Here is a 25,782-nt window from a genome sequence, read left to right as displayed (position 1 = left end):
TTATTTATCAAAAAGGTTCAAAAGTACCTGTTTATCAAAAGCCCCAAAGTGCTTATCAACAAAAGTACTTATCAAAAAAAGCAGTTATCAATAAAAGGGATCAAGCAAAGCGCAAACAATGCAAGCGCGAATGAAAATAACTGAGCAATAATTATGCCAATAAGCGGGCTTTTGGAAAAACGTGTTGTTTGTGTTTTTTTTAAGGTCTATTCAGTCTTTTTAGTGGTACTTTTAAAATAAAGCCTAATAAATTTTAATCATTGCCGAAGAGCGTTGTATACGACAAATACCTCGTTAATAAAGAAGAGTCATTACAGAGACTGCTCTCCACTGCCGATGGTATAGCAAATAAGGGACTCCTAAGCACATGCAACAACCCCCTCGGGCGAATTCATCAGCGACGGTGACCAAGCTGCCCTGGCACCATACGCTGGTAGGTAAGGTGGTGGTGTTTATGCTGCTGGGGGTTGTGTTTGCCTATTTAATGGGCGCGTTGTCGGGGTTTTTAATGGTAGAGCGTGGTGCGCGCGAACAGTGGTCGCGTGAAGCGCAGTTAAATGCGCAGATCGTCAGTGCTACTATTCGGCGTATCTATACCTCTGTCGCCGTCAATGCTGACGAAATGGGGCAGATCACCCATATTGTCTCTCAGCGACCCATTGGCGATGAGGATTCAGTGCTTGAAACGGGATTTAGTCCCGTCGATGTCCTGGCACTGGCCAGTGCCCAAACACGCAACAATGTGTGGCTGTTTGGAGCAACGCCGGAAGGCTCACTTGAGGTAGTGGCAGACGCTCTTAACGCCTCATCGGGATCAATGGCGAGGTTGACGGTGAATGCTTGGCAATCAACAGCAGAGGCCGCTGACTTTTACGTCGGGTTTGCCGGGGTCGGCAGTCAAGAACACTTTATTAGCTCGTTGCCTATTGTGACGCCTGACGGCCAGTTATTGGGCGTGGTTGTTTCAACCATTGGTCAGCGAGAAACGCTTTATCAGATGCGTAATGATCTGATTGGTAAAGCGTTAATAGCATTATTGGCAGTGTTGGTCGCAACTACCCTGGTACTAAGTATATTAATGCGTCATCTCTTCAGGCCAGTACCGATACTGGTTCGGGCACTGGCGGCCATAGCCAAAAATCAGACACAAAGCCCCACGCCTTATACCTCTCGCAACGATGAAATTGGCCGTATGGCAAAAGCCATTGATGCCCTGCGTAAGAAGGTCATTGAGCGAGAACACTTACTTGATGTAAAAGACGAAGCCCTTCGTTTTCAACACCTTGCTCACCATGATGAATTGACCAAACTGCCAAACCGGATACAACTTAATGACGCTTTAAAAGCGGCAGAGTACTCACTGCTGCAAGGTGATGTATTTAACGTCATATTGTTTGACCTTGATTACTTTAAAGACGTGAATGATAGCTTGGGCCATGCGGTGGGCGATGCGCTATTGATAGAAGTTAGCCAGCGAGTGCAGAGGTTGCTGAAAGACAACGATTTGGTGGCGCGCCTAGGCGGCGATGAATTTGCCATCATTCAGCGCGTCTCAGGCAGTGCATCGGAAGAGGGGGCTAAGGCATTGGCGGATAACATTGTTGCCACGCTCGGTGAGCCGTTTCAGATTGAGGCACAAGAAATCCACATCAGCGTCAGTGTGGGTATATCCAGAGCCCCCGTCGATGGTGACACCAGCTACGACCTGCTGCGTAACGCCGATATTGCGCTGTACGCGGCTAAGGCGAAAGGGCGTAACCGCTATATGCTGTTTGCCACGGGGATGAAGATGACAACGACGAAGACTGTTGGGAGGGAGAAATCATGCCCTGGTTAACCACTCTTATCATGGTTGGCGTGTTTAGTTGGCATAGCACCGCCTTAGGTGATCCGTTTTCCTCCTCGCCAGTACTGTCGCGTATAGCGTCGAATGGCGAAATCAACGTCGGTCATCGTACCAGTGAAGCGCCTTTTTCCTACGTGGCTAATGATAAGCCGATGGGGTATGCCATTGACCTATGTTTGAACGTCATAGAGGGCCTACGCAAGGAGTTGGTGCTAGACGAGTTGGCAATTAACTTTGTACCGGTAACGCCTGCGAATCGGTTTATCCTGGTGCGCAATGGTGAGGTGGACATTGAGTGTGGTGTGACCACTAATACGCCCGAGCGCCGCCGCCAAGCTGCTTTCTCTTTCCCGCATTTTTTAACCGCCACACGCTATGTATCGCTCACCGAGCAAAATATGCAAAGCATTGAAGATCTGGCTGGCCGCAGCGTTGTGTCAACAACAGGCACCATCAATATTGAACAGCTCAATGAGCTCAATCGCAGCAAGGGTTTGAATATATCGGTCATGTTGAGCCGTAACCATGAAGATGCCTTTTCCATGGTGGCGTCAGGTAAGGCATCGGCGTTTGTCATGGATGCTGTTTTGCTGGCGGGTTTGGTGTCATCTGCCGCGGACCCTAGCATGTTCAATATCTCAAAAGCAGCGCTGAGCAGTGCTGAACCGTATGGCTTAATGATGCCACCGGATGACCCGGTTTTTGTTGACCTAGTCAATAGTAAACTACGCCACCTTTATCAAAGTGAGGCTATTCACCCCCTTTACGCGAAGTGGTTTTTGCAGCCTATACCACCTGATGATCAGGTATTGAACTTGCCGTTAACGCCAGAACTCGATGCGATATTCGCCGATCCTGATAGTTACTTAGAGTAGAGGGGTGTGCGATGCATAAAACAACATTAATAGGATGTTGTAGCTTACTGGCAATAGCGCTTAGTGGAGGTCCAGTGCACGCAACGCCGCCACTTAATACGCTAGAACGAATAGCAAAAACGTCCATATTGCGGGTGGGGTACGGCGATACAGCGCCTTTTTCCTACCTAAATAATCAGGGTCAAGTCGTTGGTTACTCTATCGATATTTGCCAGCGTTTAGCTAAGCAGTTGAAGGAAAACCTAGGACTTTCGTCACTTGAAATAGTCTATGTGCCCCGTACCCCTAGTAACCGGGTTCAGCTACTCAACCGTGGCGATATTGATATTGAATGCAACGCCAGCACTAATACCGCCGAAAGACGGCGTAGCGTGCTGTTTGCCCTGAGCCACTATTTCGTCACCGTGCGCTATGTGGCACTGCGCGAGAGTGGTTTTAGGACGTTGGATGATTTAGCCGGGCAGAGCGTCAGCGTGGCGAGAGGTACGGTTAATATCGGGCAAGTCAATCAAGCGAACCGACAGCATCAGCTGTATTTATCGGTGGTGCTTGCCGATACGTTGCAAGAAGCGTTTGATTTAGTCACTGAGGGCCGCGTCGCTGCCTTTGCGATGGATGATATTTTACTTAGTGCAATGATTGCCGAATCAGAAAATCCCTATGCATACACCTTATCCGCTGAGCCATTAACAGAATCACAACCGCTGGGTTTTATGATGCGAACCGGCGATGACGCATTTGCTGACCAAGTCAATAAATCCCTTCATGCCATCTACACAAGTCCTGATATGGAATCGATTTACGACCGTTGGTTTCATCAGCCGCTGCCGGGTAAAGGCGTTACGCTTAACGTGCCGATGAGCGATGTACTGGCTGAACACTTTACGTCCCTTCGCGATTTCCCCTCGCGATATGGGAGTGGATTAAGCGAGCGGAAAAATTCCCAGAATGAGGCTAAATAGGTCTCAAGTTCCTACGGTTTGAGTGTTGAATAAACCACGGATTAATGTCTCTACGATGCCGTGACTCTCATCTGCCAGAGAGTGCCGCTGGGGGGCCTGGAGCCAGTCAAAACAGACGCCAATCAAAACGCCATGAAACTGGCGTCGGGCGCTGGCCGGGGTAAGGTCAGCGCGCAAGTTACCGGCTAATTGGGCCTCTTCAAACAGCTGCTCTACTCGTTCCTCGGCGTGCTCAGAGAGCCGTGTGATCATACTGATTCTTGGGTGATCATCTTCAAGCTTTTCGCAGCGGTGGAGCACAATGGTGGCGGCCCGCTGCAGCGGTAAATCGTGACAAATGCCCGCTAGCGACCGCTGGGCAATCTCGCGTAAACAGGCCACGGGCGTTGTGCCGAGGCGCTGTACCGCGTCATCGACAATTTCATCCAGTGGAATACGTACCCGCTCAAGCAACGCATCGAAGACCGCTGCCTTATCCGCGAAGTGCCAATAAATCGCTCCTCGGGTGACGCCTGCCGCCTCGGCAATATGCGCCAGGGTGGTGCGAGCAACTCCGTGGGCGAGAAAGGTGGCTTCTGCAGCGTCGAGAATGGCTTCCCGCGTGCGTTCGGCATCGGCCTTGCGACGGGTCATGGCGGCTCCTGGGACAACAAGTCACATTATTCTGGCATTGATGAATGGCAAAGTCGCCAGCGGATGATTAGTATACATGCACCACTGACATTCATGAATGTCAGTGGTGCATGTCAGTTAGAAAATATCAGTTATAAGACGCTATCTCTCGCCCGATGCCCATGCTGAAGGCAAACGTTGCCAAGGAGTTCGCCGTGCCCGTTTCTTTTGTTCGTTTATTGACAGGGCTTTTGGTCTTGCTGTTTTTGGCGGGCTGCGACCCCTCTCCGGTGGAGTCGGAAAGCACAGTGCGCCCGGTCAAGCTGGTCACCCTGGAAGCGGGAAACGTGACGGCGTTGCGGCAGTTTCCAGCGCGGGTGGAGGCGACGACGCGCAGCAATTTGTCGTTTCGCATGGCGGGCGAGCTACTGGAACTGAATGTCAGCCCCGGCCAGCAGGTGAGCGAGGGCGACGTCATCGCGCGGATTGATGATCGCAATGTCCAAAGCGAGCTAGACAGCGCCCGCTCGCGATTGGAGCTAGCCGAGGCAACGCTAGAACGCATGCGCTATACCCTGCAACGCGGGGCGGTCAGCCAAGCCCAGTTTGATCAGTCGGAAAGCGAGTGGCGAGCAGCGAGGGCCACCTTTGAACAGGCCCAAGAGCAGGTCGAGCATACAAAACTACGTGCCCCTTACGATGGTGTGATTGCCCAAGTGCCGGTGGATAACCGCCAGATTGTTCAGGTGAAGGAAACAGTAGCGGTTATTCAGCAACCTGGGCAGTTAGACGTCGTGTTTCATCTGCCCGAGCAGATTGTGCAACGCATACCGCGAAGCAATGGCACACCCTTCGGTGATGCGTTGGCGTTTGAAGTGCGCTTTGGCAACAGCGATAAACCCTATCTCGCCCAGCTAGCTTCCTATACCACCCAAGCTAGCGCGCAGAGCTTGGCGTATGAAGTCACCCTAACGCTTCCCCAGCCGGACGATATCACCCTGTTGGATGGCATGAGTGCCAACGTACGGCTCGATTTGAGCTCGCTGGAAACCAAGAACGTCGCTCCACTGTGGCGTCTGCCCGCTGACGCGGTGAGCTATGCGGGTGATGACCCCGAACAGGCACAGGTGTGGCGCTTTGTTGAGCCGGAAAACGTTGAAGCGGTACCGGTAGAGGTCGGTCGCCTGACCTCCAAAGGGCTTGAAGTCAGCGGTGACCTTGCCGCGGGTGACCGCATTGTAGCGGCTGGCGCCCATCGTTTAACGGCGGAGACTCAAGTGACGCCGTGGGAAAAAGAGCAGGGGCTTTAAGATGGTCGACTACTTTCTACGCCACCGAGCGGCCAGCTATTTAATGACAGTCGTTCTGCTGGCGGGCGGCGCGCTATCGTTTTTAGGCATGGGCCAGCTAGAGTTTCCTGAATTTACGATTCGCAATGCACTCATTACCACGCAGTATCCCGGCGCGACGCCTGAAGAGGTCGAGCAGGAAGTCACCTCGACACTGGAAGAGTCGATCCAGGGGATGTCGTCGATTAAACGCGTTAGCTCGGTGAGCTCCGATGGCCTCTCGCAGATTACCGTCGAATTAGAGAGCACGGTACAGAACGAGGAGCTGGAGCAGCTGTGGGATTCGCTGCGTCGTAAAGTAGCCGATGCCCAGGCAGCGCTGCCGCCAGGGGCCAGTCAATCCCGCGTTAACGATGATTTTGGCGATGTGTTTGGCTTTATGGTCAACCTAACGGGCGATGGCTATAGCATGCCTGACCTGGCCGATCATGCGGATTTTCTCAAGCGTGAGCTGGCGCTGGTCGAAGGAGTAGAGAAGGTCTCGTTGGGTGGCGAGCACGCAGAGCGCATCTATATTGAGTTTGACCGCGAACGCCTGCGCGCGCTGAATATTCCGCTAACTCGCCTGCAGCAGCTGCTCGATACGCAAAACGCGGTGGCCGACGCGGGGCATCTCAAGCAGGATGGCCGTCGTTTTCGTATTACGCCTACCGGCAGCGCGGCCAACATCGATGATCTGCGCGGGCTGATTGTTAGCGAGGGCAATGGGGAGTTGGTGCGGCTGAGCGATATTGCCGATGTAAGCCGCGAGCTGGCGGAGCAGCCCCAGCAGCTTTACCGGGATATGGGCAGGCCGGCAATCTCATTGGGGATTTCTTTTGAGAGCGGGGTGAACGTCGTCGAAGTGGGTGAACGGCTGCAGCAGCGCCTGGATGAACTTCAAACGCGCACGCCGCTGGGTATGGAACTCAACGTGGTTTACGACCAGCCCCAGGTGGTCGACGAAGCGGTATCGGGCTTTTTGCTCAGTCTGATTCAAGCCGTCGCCATTGTGATCGTGGTACTGATGCTGTTTATGGGCTGGCGCAGCGGCCTACTGATGGGCTTTATCCTACTGATCACCATTATCGGCACCTTTATGATGATGCGCATCCACGGTTTGCAGCTGGAGAAAATCTCGCTGGGGGCGCTGATTATCGCCCTTGGGATGCTGGTAGATAACGCCATCGTGGTCACCGAGGGCATGCTGGTGGGCTTAAAGCGGGGCAACACGATCCGCGACTCAGCCCATCAAGTGATTCGTCAAAACGCCTGGCCGTTGCTGGCGGCCACGCTCATCGCCATTGCCGCCTTTGCACCGATTGGTTTATCGCCGGATACCACCGGCGAGTTTATCGGCTCGTTGTTTTTTGTGCTGCTCTACTCGCTGCTGCTGAGTTGGATTACCGCGCTGACGCTAACGCCCTTCTATTTTAAGCTGTTTTTCCGCAACGTCGCGCCCGGCGATGGTCAAGAAGACCCCTACCAAGGCATTGTCTACCGCTTTTTCGCGCGTATTATCATCGTCGGTATTCGGTGGCGTTGGGTCACCCTGGTGTTGGTAGCCGCGGTTTTAGTCGGGGCGGTGGTAGGCTTTGGTTCGGTCAAAAACGCCTTCTTTCCTGCGTCCAACACGCCGATCTTTTTTGTCGATTACCGCACGCCAGAAGGCACCGATATCCTCGAAACCCAGCGCCGCGTTAGCGAGCTGGAAGATAGCGTGATGGCGATGGATGGGGTTCGCCACCTGACCACGACGGTGGGCGGCGGGGCACAGCGTTTTACGCTAACCTACTCGCCGGAAGACCGCTACTCAAGCTACGCGCAGCTGATTGTCGAAACCGACGATAAAGCGACTCAACACGACCGCATGGCTGACGTAGAGCAAGTGTTGGAGCGCGACCACAGCGATATCGACTATAAAATTGCCCCCTTGGAAGTCGGCCCTTCTCCCAAAGCCAAGCTGGAGGCGCGCTTTTACGGCAGCGACCCGGAAGTACTGCGACAGCTGGGCGATCAGGTCGAAGCCATGTTTCGCGATACGCCGTATATGACCAGCGTGCGCACCAGCTGGCGTAACCGCGTGCAAGCGATTGAGCCCGTTTTTCTTGAAGATACTGCACGCAGGCTGGGTGTGACCCGTGAAGACCTGGCGAGCACCCTTGCTCTGAGCACCAGCGGCAGCCAGGTGGGTATTTATCGCGACGGCAGCGACCTGATTCCCATGGTGGCGCGGGCGATTCCCAGCCAGCGCCACGACGTTGATAACCTTGGTTCGCTCAACGTATGGAGCGCAGAGCAAGGTCGCTATATCACCGCCGATCAAGTGATTAGCGATATCACCACACGCGTTGCGGACCCGCTGATAATGCGCCGCAACCGCGAACGCATGCTGGCCGTGTACGGCGAGCCGGACCCGCTAAGCGGGGTAACTGCGGCCAGCGTACTGGCGAATGTTCGCCCTCAGGTAGAAGCGCTAGAATTGCCACCCGGCTATCGACTGGAGTGGGGCGGCGAGTACGAAACGGCCGGCGAGGCACAAAGCGGGCTGTTTTCCTCGCTGCCTCTGGGGCTTGCGATGATGTTTATTATCACCGTGGTGCTGTTTAACAACTTCCGTCAGCCGCTGGCCATCTGGTCGCTGGTGCCGCTGACGATTATCGGCGTAGTGGGCGCGCTGCTGCTCACCGGCATGCCGTTTTCGTTTATGGCGTTGCTGGGTACGCTGAGCCTGATCGGTATGGTGATAAAAAACGCCATTGTGTTGGTGGAAGAAATCAACGTGCAGCTGCCGCTGCATCAGGACCGCTACCATGCGGTAGTGCGAGCGGCCGTCAGCCGCGTGCGTCCGGTGGCGATGGCTGCGTTAACCACCATGCTGGGGATGATTCCGCTGATTAGCGATGCCTTCTTCGCCAGCATGGCGGTGGCGCTAATCGGTGGCTTAGGCGTCGCCACCCTATTGACGCTGGTTGTGTTGCCGGTCGTCTATTGTGTGCTGTATCGAATCAAAATCCATACGGATTAACTAGGGGTTAATTCAGCGCCGCAGACACTTCTTTAACCTGCAAGGCAAGGCTTTGCAGGCCGCCGCCTGAGAGGTACCAAAGCGCAGGGGTCAGCATGATGACCTGTGCGTCTTCGGCACCGGCATCAGCCAGCGTTCGAGTTAACGCATCTGCGTCTGCGGGTTCATCGCCGATCGCGGCGCTGCGGTCAACCACCAGCACAACCGCTGGATCAATTTCACCAATCGCCTCAGCAGACAGCGGGGTAAAGGTTCGGGTGCCGCGGGTTTCCGAGATCACGCTGTCGGGCATCTCAAGTGCGTCTACCTCTAGCACCTCGTGCACCACAGGGTGCTGGTTGAGCATCAGGTTCCCGCTGTTATGGGTCACAACCAGCGTGCGAGGCGCATCGCTTAGCGCTTCTCGCTGGGACTCAATCGCGGCGTGCAGGATTTCAAGCGCCTCTTCAGCTTCGCTTTCCGCGTCTAATCGGCTGGCCAGCTCGCGAACGTTGGCGTCAAAAGCAGATAAATAGTCGTCACCCTGTAGGCTGGTATTAAGCAGCGGCGCAATGTCGCTCAGCTCGGCTTCCCAATCGCCCTGGCGGCCGGTGTACAGAATCAGGCTAGGCTCGCTTTCGCTGATGGCGTCCATATCCGGCGAACGCAAGCCGCCGATGTCGGCGTAGTCATCGCTTGTGTACTGCTCAAGGTAGTCAGGCAGGCTAGCTTTCGGTACGCCCACCACCTGCTCGCTTAATCCCAGGGCGTCCAGGGTATCCAAACTGCCCAGATCAAACGTTGCGATGCGCTGCTCGGCTTGTGCGATGCTAGCCGTTGATAGCAGTAATGTGGCAGTAAAAGCACATATTTTGAGCTTCATGCTAACTCCTTTATGAGAAAATATTTTATATGCGATATTTTCTCATTATTTCAATAAAATGGCCTCTTGTCGCTACTTGGTGACGGAACAGCTTGTTGCGGGAAACGCCACCGCCCTCACTCAGTGGTGGCGGTGGCGTTTTATAGGGCGTTAATCAAGAGGCCGCGCGGAAGGGGTTGCGCGGGTCGTTGTCCCAAGCCAGAAAGGGCTTGTCGGTTTCCTGCGGCACCATGGTGATGCAGTTCTCCACCGGGCAGGTGATCTGGCACAGGTTGCAGCCCACGCACTCGTCCTCGATGACTTCGTAGCGGCGCGCGCCGTCCTGTTCGGTGAGCTTGGCAATCGACTGGTGGGAGGTATCCTCGCAGGCGATATAGCAGCGGCCGCACTCGATACACAGGTCCTGGTCGATCTTGGCGATGGTCTTGAAGTTGATATCCAGATGCTTCCAGTCGGTGGTCTGGGGGATCGCTTTGCGCGAGAACGCCTCGATCGAGTCGTAGCCTTTTTCCGCCATCCAGCGGGAAAGCCCGTCTTTCATCTCCTCCACAATGCGAAAGCCGTTGAGCATCGCCGCGGTACACACCTGCACGCTACCCGCCCCCAGGGCGATAAACTCCGCCGCATCCCGCCAGGTGGCAATGCCGCCAATGCCAGAGATTGGCAGCGTGGGCGTTGCCGGGTCGCGGGCAATTTCTGCCACCATGTTCATCGCGATAGGTTTGACGGCGCTGCCGCAGTAGCCGCCGTGGGTGCTCTGGTGGCCGACGGTGGGCTTGGCAACCATGTTGTCCAGATCGATGCTGGTGATCGAGTTGATGGTATTGATCAACGACACCGCGTCGGCCCCGCCGCGCAACGCCGCCTGTGCGCCCACGCGAATATCGGTGATATTGGGTGTCAGCTTCACAATCACCGGCTTGGAGTAGTGCTTCTTGCACCAGTAGGTGACTTTCTCGATCAGGTCGGGGTTTTGACCCACCGCCGCGCCCATGCCGCGCTCCGGCATGCCGTGGGGGCAGCCCAGGTTGAGCTCGATGCCGTCGGCGCCGGTGGCTTCCACTAGCGGCAGAATATAGGCCCAGGCTTCTTCATTACAGGGCACCATGATGGAGACGATCAGCGCACGGTCGGGCCAATCCTTCTTCACCTGGGTGATCTCTTTAAGATTGATCTCCAGCGAGCGGTCGGTAATCAGCTCGATATTGTTAAAGCCGATCACCTCGCGGTTCTTGCCGTAGTGGGCCGAATAGCGCGACGAAACGTTCACCGCGGGCGGCTCTTCGCCAAGGGTTTTCCACACCACGCCGCCCCAGCCCTCTTCATAGGCGCGTACCACGTTGTAGGCCTTGTCGGTGGGCGGGGCGGAGGCCAGCCAGAACGGGTTGGGGGCTTTGATGCCGGCGAAATTGACCGATAGATCAACGCCGTTGACCACGTTGTCGCCGCTGTTGTGCTTGCCCGGCGGGGTAAAGTTGAGGGTGTTCATGCGGCCTCCTGCTTGGCGACGAGCGCCTGATGAATGGCGTGGGCGGCAAGCTTGCCGTGCTGCACGGCCTGAACGGTGAGGTCCTGGCCGGGTTTTACACAGTCACCGCCGGCGTAAACGTTAGGCAGCGAGGTGCGCAGCATGTCATCCACCTGGATGCGCTCGCCGTCGCGGGCGAGCTCGGCGACGGTGGCGTCGCGAAGGCTTGCCCCCTCAAAGCCCTGACCAATCGCCTTGAAGATGGCATCGGCGGCAATCTCGAAGGTGTCGCCGGTAGCGATCAATTGCCCCGCTTGTTCCTGGGTCTTGGCAAAGCGCATGCCGGCTACGCGGCCTTGACTGTCCAGCAGAATGTCGTCGGGCTGTGCCCAGGTGACCATGCGCACGCCGTTGGCTTTAGCGATCTCCTGCTCGTGGTCGGTGGCGGACATCGCCTCGACGCCGCGGCGGTAGACCAGCGTCACCTCGGTGGCGCCCAGGCGGGCCATCTGGGTCGCCATGTCGATGGCGGTATTGCCTGCGCCAATCACGATGCAGCGCTTGGCGACCGCAAGGCTGCCCAGATCGTCGGTTTGGCGCAGGGTCTTGATGTAGTCCACGGCGGGCATCAGACCGGGAGCCTCATCGCCGGTAAGCCCCAGGGCGCGGCTGGTGCCCAGGCCCAGGCCGAGAAATACGCTGTCGTACTGCTGATGCAGGGCGGCCAGTTCCAGGTTGTCGCCCAGGCGCTGGCCGTACTGGATATCGATGCCGCCGATCTTCAATAAAAACTCGACTTCCTTACGGGCGAAGTCATCGGTCATCTTGTAGCGGGCGATGCCGTACTCGTTCAGTCCGCCGGGCTTTTGCTCGGCCTCGAAGATGGTCACCTGATGGCCGAGCATCGCCAGTCGGTGCGCGCAGGAGAGCCCAGCGGGGCCTGCGCCGACCACGGCCACATGACGGCCGGTGGAGGCCGCGCGTGTGAAGGGGTGGCCGTCGAACTGCATATGGTCGGTGGCGTGACGCTGCAGCAAACCGATCAGTACCGGCTGGCATTCGGCGTCGTGGTTGCGCACGCAGCTGCGCTCGCAAAGGATTTCCGTTGGGCACACCCGGGCGCAGCTGCCGCCCAGGATATTGGCTTCCAGGATGGTTTCCGCCGCGCCGTTGATGTTGTTTTCGCTGATCTGGCGAATGAAGCTCGGGATGTCGATCTCCGACGGGCAGGCCTCCACGCAGGGCGCATCGAAGCAGTAGAGACAGCGCTGACTTTCGATCATCGCTTGGCGATGGGTCAACGGCGGGTGTAGATCGCTAAAGTTGCTTGCCAGCGTAGCCGGGTCATAGGTGCCGACCTCTTTTGCGCTGGGTAGGTGGTTCAGTGGGCTAGTCACAGTAGAGCCTCCGCTGTTGTTATGGGCACAGCTGTTATCTTTTTACGGCCATCGGTGCATTCAACTCGGCGCGTTTGGCCAGCAGCTCGAAGACACCGGGGTAGGCGGGACGCTCCAGATAGCGGCCTGCGCCGCGCTCGGCGCGTAGGTCGCCGTCGCGCCATACCCATTTGCCGTGGCTGATGGTGTGGCGGGCGATACCGCGTACCGTCTTGCCTTCGAAGATATTGAAGTCGACGTTCTGGTGGTGGGTCTTGGCGGAAATCGTCCGCGTACCGTTGGGGTCCCACACCACGATGTCTGCGTCAGCACCCACCTGAATGGCGCCTTTGCGGGGGTAGAGGTTGAAAATCTTGGCGGTGTTGGTCGACGTCAGCGCGACAAACTCCTGGGGCGACAGCTTGCCGGTGTTGACGCCTTCATCCCACAGCACGGCCAGGCGATCCTCGACCCCGGCGGTGCCGTTGGGAATCTTGGTAAAGTCGTCCTTGCCCGCGGCTTTCTGATCGGCACAGAAACAGCAGTGGTCGGTGGCGGTGGTCTGGAGGTTGCCGGACTGAAGGCCGTGCCAGAGCGCTTCCTGGTGGCCTTTGGGCCGGAAGGGCGGGCTCATCACGTGGGCGGCGGCACGCCCCCAGTCGGTATCCTGGTAGACGCTGTCGTCGATCAGCAGGTGACCGGCCAGGCATTCGCCGTAAACCGGATGACCCTGCTGGCGGGCGTAGGCGATCTCATCCACCGCGTCCTTGGTCGATACGTGAACCAGATAGATTGGCGCGCCCAGCGTGCTGGCAATGCGGATCGCCCGGCTGGCGGCTTCGCCTTCCACCTGGGGCGGACGCGAAAGCGGGTGGGCTTCCGGCCCGGTGAGGCCCTGGGCGAGCAGCTTCTGCTGCATGTGATAGACCAGCTCGCCGTTTTCAGCGTGAACCGTGGGAATCGCCCCCAGCTCCAGGCAGCGCGAGAAGCTTTCCACCAGAATATCGTCGGTGGCCATGATCGCACCCTTGTAGGCCATGAAATGCTTGAAGCTATTTACGCCGTGTTCGTGTACCAGGGTGCCCATTTCTTCCCGCACGCTATCGTCCCACCAGGTGATCGCGACGTGGAAGGCAAAGTCGGTGGCGGCTTTTTCCGCCCAGCCCTGCCAGGTCTCGAAGGCTTCCAATAGCGACTGGCCTGGCTGGGGGATCACGAAGTCGATGATTGAGGTGGTGCCGCCCGCCAGGGCCGCGGCGGTGCCGGTGTAGAAATCTTCGCTGGCCACAGTGCCCATGAAAGGCAGCTGCATGTGGGTATGCGGGTCAATGCCGCCGGGCATTACCAGCTGGTCGCTGGCATCGACAATTTCGCACCCATCCGGGGCCTCTAGGTCGGTGCCAATCGCTTGAATTTTACCGTCCACACACAGCACATCGGCGCGGTAGGTGTCGGCGTGGGTGACGACGGTGCCGCCCTTGATCAATACGCTCATGGTTCGCTCCTGTTATTTTTAACCAGCAAGATCATTCGCCTTCGGTCAGGCGGGTATAGGTCTCCGGGCGGCGGTCGCGGAAGAACTGCCAGTTGTTGCGCACCTCGCGCACCATGTCCAAATCGATCTCGTGAACCAGCAGCTCGTCGTCGGTTTCGCTGGCCTGGGCTTCGATCTTGCCGCGCGGGTTGACGATGTAGCTGGAGCCGTAAAAGTCGCCGATATTCCAGGGCGCTTCGGTGCCGACCCGGTTGATGGCGGCGATAAAGCAGCCGTTGGCGGCCGCGGAGGCGGGTTGCTCAAGCTCCCACAGGTACTGGGAAAGCCCGGCGACGGTGGCAGAGGGATTGAAGATCACCTCGGCCCCGTTGAGCGCGAGTGCCCGCCAGCCTTCGGGGAAGTGACGGTCATAGCAGATATACACGCCGATCTTGCCGTAGGCGGTGTCGAACACCGGCCAGTTGGATTTACCCGGCTTGAAGAAGAATTTTTCCCAGAACCCGGCTACCTGCGGAATATGGGTTTTGTGGTACTTGCCCAGGTAGCTGCCGTCGGCGTCGAACACGGCCGCGGTGTTGTAGTAAACGCCGGTTTCGGTCTCCTCATACACGGGGACGATAATGACCATGCGGTGCTCGGCGGCGAGTTTTTGCATCATCTGGCAGGTAGGGCCTTCCGGCACCCGCTCGGCGGCGGCGTACCATTTGCCGTCCTGGCTTGGGCAAAAGTAAGGCTGGTTAAACACTTCCTGAAAACAGAGTACCTGTACGCCCTGGTCAGCCGCTTGCTGAATCATCGGCAGATGGGCTTCGTTCATGGTATCTCGGATCGCCGCTGGTTCCAGGTCGGTGCTGGTTTTTAGCCCCATTTGAATCAGGCCGATTTTCATTTTCTGCATGAAAGTCCCTCCCTATGGTCATTGGTGTATATGCATTTTTGTAAAGCGTGACGTATGAATTTTATAAAGCTGACAAAAGAGACAGCTTTTACCAAAAGTATCGCTGGGTGGGTGGTTTTAGCAAGTTTTAAGAAGGGGTTTTTACGATTGACTTTAACTCTTTGAGTTTGTTTGCTTTTATTCGTGATTTAATTTTTATTCACTGTTTTGGTGAGTTAGTGCACTGTTTTGGATATTCTAATTAAATATTTAAAATCAATAGTTTGTTAATTTTTTAATGCTTATTTTTGGATGAATGTTGTTTTAAATTGGTGCAAATATTTTTTCTGGTCTAGCTTTATTCAATTGATTCGGGTTTGGGTTAAGTCAATTTAAAGAATGCAGGCTAATAATAATATTGTTGTCGAGGAAGGCAGCTTTTTAATCAATGAGTTAATCGGTGTGCTTTTAGGGTTAGGCATGCTTATTGCTTGGCTTCTAAAAGCGATGGTTGCTAACAGCCATGATTTCTAAGCGATTTGATTTAAGCACTCCCTAGACCGTGGGGGAAAACGCAATGCGGAGGAGAGACAAAATGACCGAAACAACTTCTCAAATGGTGAACCGAGGTGGGTTAATAGAGCTCGATAAAGGCGACGATGTTCGCAATAGTGCGCGCTTTAACCAGGATATTGCACCTACTCAGGCCAGCGAGCGTACCTGGAGTAAATGGAACATCGCGGCGTTATGGGTAGGCATGTCAATTTGCGTACCCACTTATACCCTGGGTGGGGTGCTGACCGCCTACTTTGGGTTGAGCGTGGGGGAAGCGCTGTTTGCTATTCTTTTAGCCAACGTGATCGTGCTGATCCCGCTCACTCTCAACGCCTTTCCGGGTACTAAATTTGGTATCCCCTTTCCAGTGGTGTTGCGCTCGTCCTTCGGCATTTTAGGTTCCAACGTGCCCTGTCTGGTGCGCGCGTTGGTTGGCTGTGGCTGGTTTGGCATTCAAACCATGTTCGGTGGGCTGGCCATTCACCTGCTGCTTTCCGAGTTGATTCCCGCCTGGGCGGCCCTGGGGGGCGTTGGCGAAGTTATCGGCTTTTTTGTATTCGGCGCGATGAACCTTTACGTGGTGATTCGTGGCGCCGAATCAATCAAGTGGCTGGAAACCTTGGCAGCACCGCTGCTGTTAGCCGTCGGCGTTGGTTTGATGGTGTGGGCATGGCCGCATATGTCGATGACCGAACTATTGGCACAGCCGCCATCGCGCCCGGAAGGCGCTTCGGTGTATGGCTACTTTTTCGCAGGCTTAACCGCCATGGTGGGTTTTTGGGCCACCCTATCGCTGAATATTCCCGACTTCAGCCGCTTTGCCAAAAGCCAGAAGGACCAAATTGTTGGCCAGGTGCTTGGGCTGCCGCTAACGATGTTCTTCTTTGCGGCCCTCGGCGTGGTGTTAACCGCTGCCTCTGAGTCGCTGGTAGGGCAAACGATTGCTGATCCGGTCAATCTGATTGGTATGATCGATAGCCCGTTTTGGGTGGTACTGGCGATGCTATTAATTATTATCGCCACCTTGTCGACTAATACGGCGGCAAACATTGTTTCACCAACCAACGACTTCCAGAACATTGCGCCTAAGTTGATTAATCAGACCCGAGGCGTTCTTTTAACGGGCGCAGTGGGCGTGTTGCTGATGAGCTACGATCTGCTGCAAAAAGCGGGGATTATTCCGCCAGGGGTTTCCCTTGAGCAGATGTACTCCAACTGGCTGTTGGGCTATTCAAGCCTGCTGGGCCCGATCGCAGGCATTATGGCGGTCGATTACTTTCTGATTAAAAAGCAGCGTCTGGATGTGCCCAGCCTGTACATGGATAACCATGCTTATCCCGCCGTGAATATTGCCGGTTTCATCGCCTTTAGCGTACCCGTGGCGCTCACTCTGATTTCGCTGTTAACCGGCACCATGAACTGGTTCTACGACTACGGCTGGTTCACTGGTTCAGCGTTGGGGGCCATTGTTTACTATGTGGCAAGCCTGTTGTTGGCGACATCGCCACAGGTAGGGCCTGCGCCCATTATGGCCAGTGAGGTGGCAGAACAGCCTTAGGGTAGGCGAGGGCGGGCTCAAGCGGCGCTGATTTACTCAATCAGCGCTTTTAACAAAGCTTAAAAACGCATCGACTACCCGATTAGGGCGACGGTCATGGCGGGTAATGAGTACAAACGGAATGCGGTAGTGCTGCGTGGCAACATGCAGCGCTCGCATCTTGCCCGCCGCGACCCATTGCGCGGCGACATGGGCAGGTAAAAAGCCAATAAAGCGCCCAGTCAAGATCAAAAAGGCGGCGCCTTCGCGGTCAGATGCCGAGGCGCGCAGGCTTAGCGCATCGTGCGCTTTGCGTGCCTCAACGGGCAGCGGATAACGAGGTGAAATAGCCGAGTGTTGGGCGATATCCGCAACGCTAAGCGTGTCATCGTGCTGAGTGAACAGCGGGTGGCCTGCCGCACAGTAAAGGAAGGATGGCTCGTCATAGAGGTGGCGTGTTTCTAAGCTGGTGGGCAGGTTCACGGCGGGTACAACGCCGACGTGTAAATGGCCATCCATAACGCCGCGAATGACGGCGTCGGAAGGCTCCATATGAATATGCAGCGTCACGTCGTGTTCAGGCGCGCTAAGCTCAGCCAGGGCATTGGTCACGTGCATGGCGGGTAGCGTGACCAAATTGTCGGTAATGCCAATATTCAGCTTGCCTTTAATTGTCTGATGCAGCGCATTAACGTCGCTTTTGAATGTTTCAAGTGCGGTTAGCAGCGTCATGCCGGCCTGATAAATCTCTTTACCTTCTTCTGTTAAACTAAACCCGCCACGCCCCCGCTGGCAGAGCGAAAAGCCCAGCCGCCCCTCTAAATCGTTCATGTGCTGGCTAATCGCCGAGCGGCTAATGCCCAGCATCGTTTCCGCTGCGGTAAAACCACCGCATTCGACCACGGTCTTAAATATACGGATAAGGCGTATTTCGTAGTCGCTCATTTGGCCCAGCGATGCCATAACAATTCCTCGGTATTTAGACGATCAATAATGTACTGCGATAAAACCTGATATACATAACCAATGTACTGCGGCACTATCTGGTAAAGCTAGGTGTTGATAAATCTATGTTACGGTCAGACAAATCCATGTTTCGGTGTTTGTGGTGTATCGTTTCTGACCTTTTTTTACACTGTGCCAGGCCTCTAGTTAGGCACCTTAATAAGGCCTTTGTGCGATGCCGGTCACTCCCGTTGATGTCAACGATGCGGTGTTAAAAACAACTAATCATTACCCTCAGCAGCGGCGCAATGTCGTTACGCTTTACGCCTCAGCGCTCTTGACCATGGTGGTGCTGTTTGGTTGGCAGCTGTATTCACAGTACCAACAAGAAATACAGGCCGCCGAGTCGCGTACCGCAGCGCGTGCTAATGTGGTCTCTGAATGGGCTAAAGGCGTGTTTGCCCAGAGTGGTCAAGCCTTGTTTGGGCTGACTGAATTGATGGCAATAGACGCGACGGCTGAGGCGCGCCATCCCCCGCTATTGCCACACGCATTAAACAACCTGATTGCGTACGTGCCCGTGATTGATGAGATCGGGGTATTTGACCAGGAAGGGCATGTGCTGGCGAGCGGTGGTAGCGGGCAGTGGATGACCGAGGGTAATGTCAGTGATGCCCCGTTTTTTAAAGCCTTCCAACACAGTGGACAGCAAGAGTTGATGACCCCCTTATATGGGTCTGAGAGCGAGTATGGGTCTGAGAGCGAGTATGGGTCTGAAAGCGAGCAAACGTATTATCTTTACCATGGCCGACGATTAAGCGGGCCGACAGGCGAGTTGGCAGAATGGGTAGTCTCTCGCATTGTGCCCACCGTGTTTAATGACTCGCTTAAAGAAATGGGGGGGGTATGACGGTGAGAGCATTGCGCTGGTCGACGTTAATCTAAGATTGATTGCGCGTCATCCGAGTGTTGGCGAGCAATTTAGCATTGGCAGGCAAATTGACAGCCCTGAAACCGCTGAATGGCTTGCAAGCGGTGAATCGACATGGTCTATCACTACGCGTTCGCCTATTGACGGTCGCGAGCGGCTGTTTCGTATGCAGCGGGTGGGTGAGTACCCCATGCTGGCGGTGGTGGGCATCGATATGCACGCATTGCTGGCGGGCTGGCGACAGCGCGCTGTCATCTTATTAGCCGTGATGGGGGTAATTGCACTGTTGGGTGCTTGGGGCGCGCGGCACTACCTTAATCGATTAGTGTTAACCGATCAGTTACGCCAGCGGAGCGAAGAGCGCGAACAGGCACGCGCCGAAGCGCAAATTGCCGCGGCGGCCTTTCAAACTCATTTAGGTATCTTGATTACCGATGCCGATGGGAAAATTCTCAAAGCAAACCAAACGTTTACCCATATTACCGGCTATAGCGAAGCCGAGGTGTTAGGCAAGAACCCCCGCCTGTTGAGTGCTGACCACCACAACGCCGCGTTTTATCGTCGGCTATGGAAAAGTCTCGTTAAGACAGGTAACTGGGAAGGCGAAATATGGAATCAGCGCAAGAATGGCGAGTTGTTTCCTGAATGGTTAACGGTTAGCGCGATATACAGTTCCTCAGGCGAGCTGACCCACTATGTGGCTACGATGAACGATATTAGCGAGCGTAAAGCCGCTGAGCAGGAAATACATCAACTGGCGTTTTATGACCCGTTAACAGGGCTGGCTAACCGACAGCTATTTATGGATCGCATGGAAGCGGCGCTCAAAGAGCTTCGGCGCCATCAGCTGTGCGGCGCGCTACTCTTGATCGACATCGATAACTTTAAACAAATCAATGACACCTTGGGCCACTTCAGCGGTGACCTGCTGTTGCAAACAATCGCTCGGCGGCTTGGTCGAATGCTCCGCGATACAGACACCTTGGCGCGTTTAGGCAGCGATGAGTTTGCGGTATTAATCGAAGGGCAGGCGAGCAGCCCCGTACAAACGTCTCAGCTAGCCGAGCTTGTTGCGCATAAATTACAGGCAACATTATTCACGCCCATTGAGCTGGCCGACGAAAGCGTCACGGTGACAGGTAGTGTTGGCATTGCCCTGATGACGAACAGTGAGTACGGCGTGGCTGACTACTTACAGCAAGTCGATATGGCGCTTTTTCAAGCTAAGAACAGCGGTCGCCATCGTATGTGCTTTTTTGACCCTTCAATGCAGGCGACGCTGCTAGCCCATGTGAAACTAGAGACAGACTTATACCAAGCGCAGGCAAAGCAGCAGTGGCTGCTCTATTACCAGCCCCAAGTCAACCACCACGGTAATGTTTTCGGCGTGGAAGCGCTGTTACGTTGGGAGCATCCTGAGCGTGGCTTGGTGGCTCCCGATGAGTTTATTCCATTGCTGGAAAGCACTGGGCTGATTAATGCGGTGGGCGAGTGGGTATTGGAGACGGCTTGTCATCAATTGGTACGCTGGGCGCAGCACCCTCAGTTTCGCGAATTGACCTTATCGGTCAACATTAGCCCACTGCAGTTCCGTGATGAGGGCTTTTTGCGTCGTGTTGAGGGGGTGTTTGCGCGCACTCAGGTGCCGCTTAAACGGTTAAAGTTAGAAGTCACTGAGTCACTGTTTGTCGAAGCCCGCGATGATGCCCGCGATAAAATGCTCGCCTTAAAAGCACAAGGGGTGCGCTTTTCGCTGGATGATTTTGGAACCGGCTACTCGTCGCTTGCCTACCTAGCCCAGCTGCCGCTGGATCAACTGAAAATCGACCAGTCGTTTGTGCAGCAAATACTCGTCAGTCAGGCCAATGCCGCCATTGTCGAAAGTACCATCGCTCTAGCGGAGAGTCTTAATCTAGACGTTATTGCTGAAGGGGTAGAAACCCAAGCGCAGCAGGCATGGCTATTAGCGCACGACTGCCGCGCTTACCAAGGCTTTCTGTATGGACGTCCCGTAGCTGCCAGCGCCTTCGAAGCACAGTTATTGGGCTGGCTGGCCAGCTGACATAAGCTTAGCTTCAAGGTCTGCGCCGGGGCTTGCCATTGTATCGGGGATGATAATTTCCAAGCGTGAGTCCTGCCGCCAGGCGCTGCTTTCGATGCTCAGCGTGCCGTCAGCGCGGTTAAGGCGCTTCCAACCGCTGTGGGTATGGAATACTCCTTTAATGCGCGCTTCCCGAGGCAGCTCTCCCAAGTGGGCGGCGATACGATCCAGGTCGAAGCGCTCGCTTGGGTGCCAGCGTAACCCTGTGCTGGTGTAGCCCAATGCGGTTCCGGTTTCGCGCTGTGGTTTACCAGGCGCGGGCGGAAAGTCAAAAAAAGAGCCTTCCAGGCTGGGCGATGCGCTCAGCTGTTGGTGGCTGGCGGGCATGCTTATATCGCTCGCCTCGGCGTTTCCGCTTTGGGTCAACAGCGCTATCGGTAGTTCACCGTGGGGGGCTTCCTGCACCCATTTACGCGGCGGCCAGCGCTGAGCCACAAAGGCATGAGCGGCGCTGAGCTGCTCGGGAGTGCTTTGGTCAAGCATGGTCAGCGCAACGGCATCGGCCATCTCCAGCTGATCGCGAAAGGTGTCGTGCTGTCGCGCACGCGGATCATCCAGGCGACGGGGATCGAGGGTGGCAATGATATCGCGCACCTCAAGCACCTCATGGAAGGCTTCACCGCGAAGTAGGTCCAGCAGGCCAGCTGGGTGGCCAAGGCCAGAGGGCTCGATAATGACGCGATCGGGTTTGCTGCGCGCGAGCAGGTTAACCAGCGCTGCCTGCAGTACAAAGGCAAGCTGACAGCACAGGCAGCCGCCGGGCAGACCCTTGACAACGACGTCATCGCGGGCGTCGAACATGGCTTGGTCGATACCGATCTGACCAAACTCGTTGACCAAGATGGCCCACTTTTCATCCACAGGCTTTTGTTCGATTAGGCTGTGGATAAGCGTGGTTTTGCCGCTGCCTAAAAAGCCGGTGACGATGTGTGCGGGTACTTGCGTCAACGCTGCCAAGGCTTAGCCCCCTGTCATGTTCATAAAGCGTACCACTTGGACATCGCCATCGGTGGTGAAGTGGTGGCGCTCGGGCTTGAGCGGCAGGGCGTTGATAATCGTTTCTTTCAGTACCTGCATATCGCCGGGGTGGCTGCGCAGCACCGCGCGCAGATCCACCGAGTGTTCGTTACCCAAGCACAGCAGCAGGCGACCTTCTACCGTCACGCGGACCCGGTTGCAGGTATCGCAAAAATTGTGGCTATGGGGCGAGATAAACCCCACACGGCTATTGCTATCGGCCATTTTAAAGTAGCGCGACGGGCCCGGTGTTGTTTCGCTGGTGGGTATTAACGGGAAGCGGGTTTCGATCAGTTCCTGTACGTCATCGCTGGAATAGAAAGTTTCTGCCCGTGAATGATCGGAGACATCGCCCAGCGGCATCTCTTCGATAAAGCTAATATCGAGGTTTTCCTGGCGGGCAAAATCCACCAGATCGATGACTTCATCATCGTTGCGGCCTTTTAAAATCACCGCGTTAAGCTTGATGCGCGTAAAGCCCGCTTCTTGGGCTGCGTGTATGCCGTCGATGACCTTGGCTAAATCGCCGGTGCGGGTGAGCTGCTTGAAACGCTCGGGGTCCAGCGAATCCAGGCTGATATTAAGCCTGCGCATGCCACCTGCATAGAGCTGCTTGGCATGCTTGCGCAGGCTGGCACCGTTGGTGGTCATGGTGAAGTCGTCAAGCCCGGGCATGGCGCCGATTTCATCGACCAGTTGGTCAATGCCGCGGCGTACCAGCGGCTCGCCGCCGGTAAGACGAATCTTCTCTACCCCCAGCTCGGTAAAGGCGCGCGCCACCATAGCGATTTCTTCCAGTGAGAGCACCTGTTCGCGGGGCAGAAACGTCATCTCCTCGCTCATGCAGTACACGCAGCGGAAATCGCAGCGGTCGGTTACCGATATGCGCACGTAGCTAATACGCCGGCCAAAATCGTCGATCAGTTGCTTGTCCTGTTGGGGGTAGGCAGCTTGTGACTGGGCCGTATTTTGCTGAGCAGGTCTTTGCTGAACAGGCGCTTGTTGGGAAGTTGGTTGCTCGGTCATAGCCATCCCGTTAGTGGTTGTATGCTGACGGTCTCGCCGGGTTGCGCGCCGTCTTGGTCGTCGGCAAGCTCAATCAAACAGTTGGCCGTCACCATCGAGGTTAAAATACCCGAGCCCTGGGCGCCGGTGCTATGCACGTGTAACTGTCCTTTGTCATCAGTATGGTAGACGCCGCGAATAAAGTCAGTGCGTTTAAAACGGCTCTCCAAGGCGGTGTCGGTGATCGCGTAGAGGCGATGGGGCGAGGTAATTGGTTGCCCGTGAAGTCGCTCCAGCAGCGGCCTGACAAACTGAAGAAAGGTTACCATGACCGCCACCGGATTGCCGGGCAAACCGACGAAGGGCGTATGGGATTCGCCTAACCAGCCACAGGCCATTGGACGCCCTGGGCGCAGCGCCACGCGCCAGAAAGCCAAGCGTCCCAGTTGCTCCAATGCGTCGCGGGTAAAGTCGGCTTGGCCGACGGAAACGCCGCCGCTGGAGATCACCAGGTCGCTCTGCTGGGCGGCCTGTTCAAGCGCCGCTTGAGTCGACGCCAAGTCATCCGGCAGAATGCCCAGGTCAACGACGTCCGCGCCATACTCGGTGAGCAATCCTGTCAGCGTAAAGCGATTGGCGTCGTAAATCCCCGCCCTGCCCAGTGGCTCGCCGGGTGCGGTGACCTCGTTGCCGGTAGAAAAAATGGCCACCTTGGGGCGCTGATACACCATGACGTCGGCGCAGCCTAATGACGCTAATAGCCCCAGCGAAGCGGCATTAAGCCGCGCACCGGCTGGCAGCGCTGTCTCGCCAAGGGCAATATCCTCACCGGCCTGGCGAACATGCTGGCCGTGTTTGAGGCGCTCGGGAGACTCAATGATCACGTGCTTGGGCTGCTCATCCAGTAGCGGTTCGCGCAACTGTTCACTCATGACGACCGTATCGGTGCCCGGGGGTAACGGGGCGCCGGTGGTAATGCGCACGCAGTGACCGGCAGGCACCAATTCGCTGCGATACTGCCCGGCCAACACCTCACCGGCCAGAGGCCAGTTGGTTTGCTTGGCCCCAACACCTTCTTTGGCCAAGGCTAGCGCTACGCCATCCATGGCCGCATTGGTGTTTTGCGGCACGTTAATCGGTGCCTGCACGGCGGCCGCCAAACGGCGGCCATGGGCTTGGATCAGCTGGATCGATTCACTGCCTAGGGGGCGTTCAATCAGAGTGGAAAGCGCTTGGCGCGCTTCGTCGACGCTAAGCATCTGCTCGCCAAGATCAAAGCAGGAGAGCGTCATGTCGTCACCTTCCCTGAGGCGGCTGCCAACATGCTTTCCAAGTGAAGTTTCTCTTCCTCGGTATTAAGGTTGGCAAAAGCATCGGGGCAGTCCGACATATCGACCTTGCACCAGTCGTGGCGGGCGTACCAGCGGTCGATTTTGCGTTCGCCTTCGGCAAGCGTAGTGGCTAAATCATCGGCCAGTGAGGTGCGCAGCAGCGCAACGACGGGGTGCAGCCGTTCGCCATCATAGGCAACGGCGATGTCATGGTGGCCGTTGTCTGAGGCAATTCCTGCCACCATACGCGCGACTAAATCAGTGGGCAGCGCGGGGGAGTCGCAGGGAACGACCAGCAACCACGGCGTTTTTGCCGCACGTAGGCCGCTATAAATCCCCATCAGCGGGCCTTTAAAGCCGCCTTCGGCACCGTCCATGACGAGATCAGCAATCACGCGGTCAGCAAAGAATTGGTAGGCGTCGGCATTGCGATTGGCGTTAATCAGCAGCTCGGCCACCTGGCCTTCAAGGCGTTTTACCACGTGGCCGACTAACGGCAGGCCTGCAAAAGGCTCAAGGCCTTTATCGCGACCGCCCATCCGGCGCCCTTCGCCGCCAGCGAGAATCATGCCGGTGAGGTCGTGAGTGGAAATCATGAGCTAGCCTCTTTAGGTAAGGGAGCCTGGTTGGATGAACGGGCATGAGGCGGCCGTGCCGGGATAGCATCCAGGGCTAGGCGCCCCTGCGTATTAATGGCTTGGAAGTGACGCCCTTTGGCGCGGGCGATCAGCATGACACCGAAGCGCTCGGCCAGTTCGACACCTTTTTGGGTCACACCAGAGCGCGACACCAGCACGCTAATGCCCATTTGTGCCACTTTTAGTACCATCTCGGACGTTAGCCGCCCGGTGGTGTAGAAAATATCCGCACTGGCACTGTCCGCCTGCTGCAGCCATTGGCGGCCCGCTAGGGTGTCCACGGCGTTATGTCGCCCAACGTCTTCAACAAAATCGAGCACCTCGGTTTGATGACACAGCGCGCAGCCGTGCACCGCACCTGCGCTGCGGTAGGTTTCATTATAGGCATTTAGGTTTTGCAGCAGCTGATAAAGGGTTGACTGGGCTAATGACGTTTCGGGCAGCGCCGTGAGCGCGGTTTGATCGAGTAATTTACCAAACACCGTGCCCTGGCCGCAGCCAGTAGTGACCGTGCGGGTACTCAAGCGGGCTTCCAGGTCCTCCGGTAGGTGGCGGGTAACGATGACCGCTGCTTCCACTTCCCAGTCAACCTGCACAACCTGTAGATCTGCGGCCGCACGCAGTAACCCTTGATTACGCAAATAGCCGACCACCAGCGCTTCAGGATCGTCTCCTAAGGTCATTAACGTAACGATCTCGCGCTTGTTGAGGTACACGGTCAGCGCTCGCTCGGCGGCAATCGCCTGCTGGCGCGCATCGCCGTACTCATCGACAATGCTGATTTCCGTGGTGGCCGGTAAGCGGGCTCGGCTTAGCTGAAGAGCAGCCATTTGCGATCCTCGTAAGACTGAAGTAAACACACCGTTACTTAATATACGCGAGTAAATACCTGAGTAAAAAAGTCGGAGTTGACGATGATGGCGCTGTGGGGGCTTACTTGTCTACCCATTCAAGGTCTAACTTCTAAGTGCTCTCTTCAAGCGCTATCTTTCA

At 56.0% G+C, this 25,782-nt stretch carries 20 protein-coding genes; 8 read left to right on the top strand and 12 right to left on the bottom strand.

The window, feature by feature from the left end:
* Positions 1 to 367 precede the first annotated feature (367 nt).
* From RZA33_RS04350 to RZA33_RS04340, 3 genes are all read left to right on the top strand, one after another.
* A complete protein-coding gene (locus tag RZA33_RS04350; protein ID WP_317506630.1) occupies positions 368 to 1,837 on the top strand; it encodes a sensor domain-containing diguanylate cyclase in 1,470 nt (489 codons plus the stop codon).
* A complete protein-coding gene (locus RZA33_RS04345; protein WP_317506629.1) occupies positions 1,825 to 2,721 on the top strand; it encodes an amino acid ABC transporter substrate-binding protein in 897 nt (298 codons plus the stop codon). Before RZA33_RS04350 ends, RZA33_RS04345 begins: the two co-directional genes overlap by 13 nt.
* A gap of 74 nt (positions 2,722 to 2,795) precedes the next feature.
* Positions 2,796 to 3,683 carry an amino acid ABC transporter substrate-binding protein gene (locus tag RZA33_RS04340; RefSeq protein WP_317506628.1) on the top strand — a complete coding sequence of 296 codons (888 nt, stop codon included), beginning with the start codon at positions 2,796 to 2,798 and terminating at the stop codon, positions 3,681 to 3,683.
* A gap of 3 nt (positions 3,684 to 3,686) precedes the next feature.
* Here RZA33_RS04340 and RZA33_RS04335 read toward each other — a convergent pair whose 3' ends face one another.
* Positions 3,687 to 4,316: a TetR family transcriptional regulator gene (locus RZA33_RS04335; protein WP_317506627.1), complete on the bottom strand. Its 630-nt coding sequence runs from the start codon at positions 4,314 to 4,316 to the stop codon at positions 3,687 to 3,689.
* A 194-nt stretch (positions 4,317 to 4,510) separates the two neighbouring features.
* On the opposite strand from RZA33_RS04335, the gene RZA33_RS04330 reads away from it, so the two are divergent.
* Complete coding sequence (locus tag RZA33_RS04330; RefSeq protein WP_317506626.1) at positions 4,511 to 5,605, top strand: efflux RND transporter periplasmic adaptor subunit; 1,095 nt, start codon at positions 4,511 to 4,513, stop codon at positions 5,603 to 5,605.
* A 1-nt stretch (position 5,606) separates the two neighbouring features.
* Positions 5,607 to 8,651: an efflux RND transporter permease subunit gene (locus tag RZA33_RS04325; RefSeq protein ID WP_317506625.1), complete on the top strand. Its 3,045-nt coding sequence runs from the start codon at positions 5,607 to 5,609 to the stop codon at positions 8,649 to 8,651.
* A gap of 7 nt (positions 8,652 to 8,658) precedes the next feature.
* On the opposite strand, the gene RZA33_RS04320 is transcribed toward RZA33_RS04325, so the two are convergent.
* From RZA33_RS04320 to RZA33_RS04300, 5 genes are all read right to left on the bottom strand, one after another.
* On the bottom strand, positions 8,659 to 9,513 hold the full coding sequence (locus RZA33_RS04320; protein WP_317506624.1) for an ABC transporter substrate-binding protein: 855 nt from the start codon (positions 9,511 to 9,513) through the stop codon (positions 8,659 to 8,661).
* Between the two features lie 154 nt (positions 9,514 to 9,667).
* Entirely contained in the window at positions 9,668 to 11,002 is a 1,335-nt protein-coding gene (gene preA, locus RZA33_RS04315; protein WP_317506623.1) for an NAD-dependent dihydropyrimidine dehydrogenase subunit PreA, read from the bottom strand.
* On the bottom strand, positions 10,999 to 12,378 hold the full coding sequence (locus tag RZA33_RS04310; RefSeq protein ID WP_317506622.1) for an NAD(P)-dependent oxidoreductase: 1,380 nt from the start codon (positions 12,376 to 12,378) through the stop codon (positions 10,999 to 11,001). The genes preA and RZA33_RS04310 overlap by 4 nt, the downstream gene beginning before the upstream one ends.
* Positions 12,379 to 12,412: 34 nt before the next feature.
* Positions 12,413 to 13,852 (bottom strand): dihydropyrimidinase, encoded by a 1,440-nt coding sequence (gene hydA, locus RZA33_RS04305; RefSeq protein WP_317506621.1) that lies wholly within the window; start codon positions 13,850 to 13,852, stop codon positions 12,413 to 12,415.
* A gap of 31 nt (positions 13,853 to 13,883) precedes the next feature.
* A complete protein-coding gene (locus tag RZA33_RS04300) occupies positions 13,884 to 14,750 on the bottom strand; it encodes a nitrilase-related carbon-nitrogen hydrolase (RefSeq protein WP_317506620.1) in 867 nt (288 codons plus the stop codon).
* A 574-nt stretch (positions 14,751 to 15,324) separates the two neighbouring features.
* Between RZA33_RS04300 and RZA33_RS04295 the strand changes: the two genes are divergently transcribed.
* Positions 15,325 to 16,842 (top strand): NCS1 family nucleobase:cation symporter-1, encoded by a 1,518-nt coding sequence (locus RZA33_RS04295; RefSeq protein WP_317506619.1) that lies wholly within the window; start codon positions 15,325 to 15,327, stop codon positions 16,840 to 16,842.
* Between the two features lie 36 nt (positions 16,843 to 16,878).
* Here RZA33_RS04295 and RZA33_RS04290 read toward each other — a convergent pair whose 3' ends face one another.
* Complete coding sequence (locus RZA33_RS04290) at positions 16,879 to 17,784, bottom strand: LysR family transcriptional regulator (RefSeq protein ID WP_317506618.1); 906 nt, start codon at positions 17,782 to 17,784, stop codon at positions 16,879 to 16,881.
* Between the two features lie 217 nt (positions 17,785 to 18,001).
* On the opposite strand from RZA33_RS04290, the gene RZA33_RS04285 reads away from it, so the two are divergent.
* Both RZA33_RS04285 and RZA33_RS04280 read left to right on the top strand, forming a co-directional pair.
* Positions 18,002 to 18,676 carry a hypothetical protein gene (locus tag RZA33_RS04285; protein WP_317506617.1) on the top strand — a complete coding sequence of 225 codons (675 nt, stop codon included), beginning with the start codon at positions 18,002 to 18,004 and terminating at the stop codon, positions 18,674 to 18,676.
* A complete protein-coding gene (locus tag RZA33_RS04280) occupies positions 18,645 to 20,759 on the top strand; it encodes a putative bifunctional diguanylate cyclase/phosphodiesterase (RefSeq protein ID WP_317506616.1) in 2,115 nt (704 codons plus the stop codon). Before RZA33_RS04285 ends, RZA33_RS04280 begins: the two co-directional genes overlap by 32 nt.
* Here the strand turns inward: RZA33_RS04280 and RZA33_RS04275 are convergent.
* The 5 genes from RZA33_RS04275 to RZA33_RS04255 are packed head-to-tail and all read right to left on the bottom strand — an operon-like array spanning position 20,736 to position 25,619.
* Entirely contained in the window at positions 20,736 to 21,755 is a 1,020-nt protein-coding gene (locus tag RZA33_RS04275; protein ID WP_317506615.1) for a CobW family GTP-binding protein, read from the bottom strand. The genes RZA33_RS04280 and RZA33_RS04275 overlap by 24 nt on opposite strands.
* 3 nt (positions 21,756 to 21,758) lie before the next feature.
* Positions 21,759 to 22,841: a GTP 3',8-cyclase MoaA gene (gene moaA, locus RZA33_RS04270; protein ID WP_317506614.1), complete on the bottom strand. Its 1,083-nt coding sequence runs from the start codon at positions 22,839 to 22,841 to the stop codon at positions 21,759 to 21,761.
* Positions 22,838 to 24,112, bottom strand: coding sequence for a gephyrin-like molybdotransferase Glp (glp, locus tag RZA33_RS04265; RefSeq protein WP_317506613.1), 1,275 nt, complete (start codon positions 24,110 to 24,112; stop codon positions 22,838 to 22,840). The genes moaA and glp overlap by 4 nt, the downstream gene beginning before the upstream one ends.
* On the bottom strand, positions 24,109 to 24,747 hold the full coding sequence (gene mobA, locus RZA33_RS04260; protein ID WP_317506612.1) for a molybdenum cofactor guanylyltransferase MobA: 639 nt from the start codon (positions 24,745 to 24,747) through the stop codon (positions 24,109 to 24,111). The genes glp and mobA overlap by 4 nt, the downstream gene beginning before the upstream one ends.
* Positions 24,744 to 25,619, bottom strand: a complete 876-nt coding sequence (locus RZA33_RS04255; protein ID WP_317506611.1) for a formate dehydrogenase accessory sulfurtransferase FdhD — start codon at positions 25,617 to 25,619, stop codon at positions 24,744 to 24,746. Before RZA33_RS04255 ends, mobA begins: the two co-directional genes overlap by 4 nt.
* Between the last annotated feature and the right edge of the window lie 163 nt (positions 25,620 to 25,782).

This window comes from Halovibrio sp. HP20-59 (assembly GCF_033052795.2).
Lineage (GTDB): Bacteria > Pseudomonadota > Gammaproteobacteria > Pseudomonadales > Halomonadaceae > Vreelandella.
The sequence above is the reverse complement of the archived record's forward strand: the minus strand, read 5'-3'. Positions and strand labels throughout refer to the sequence as shown.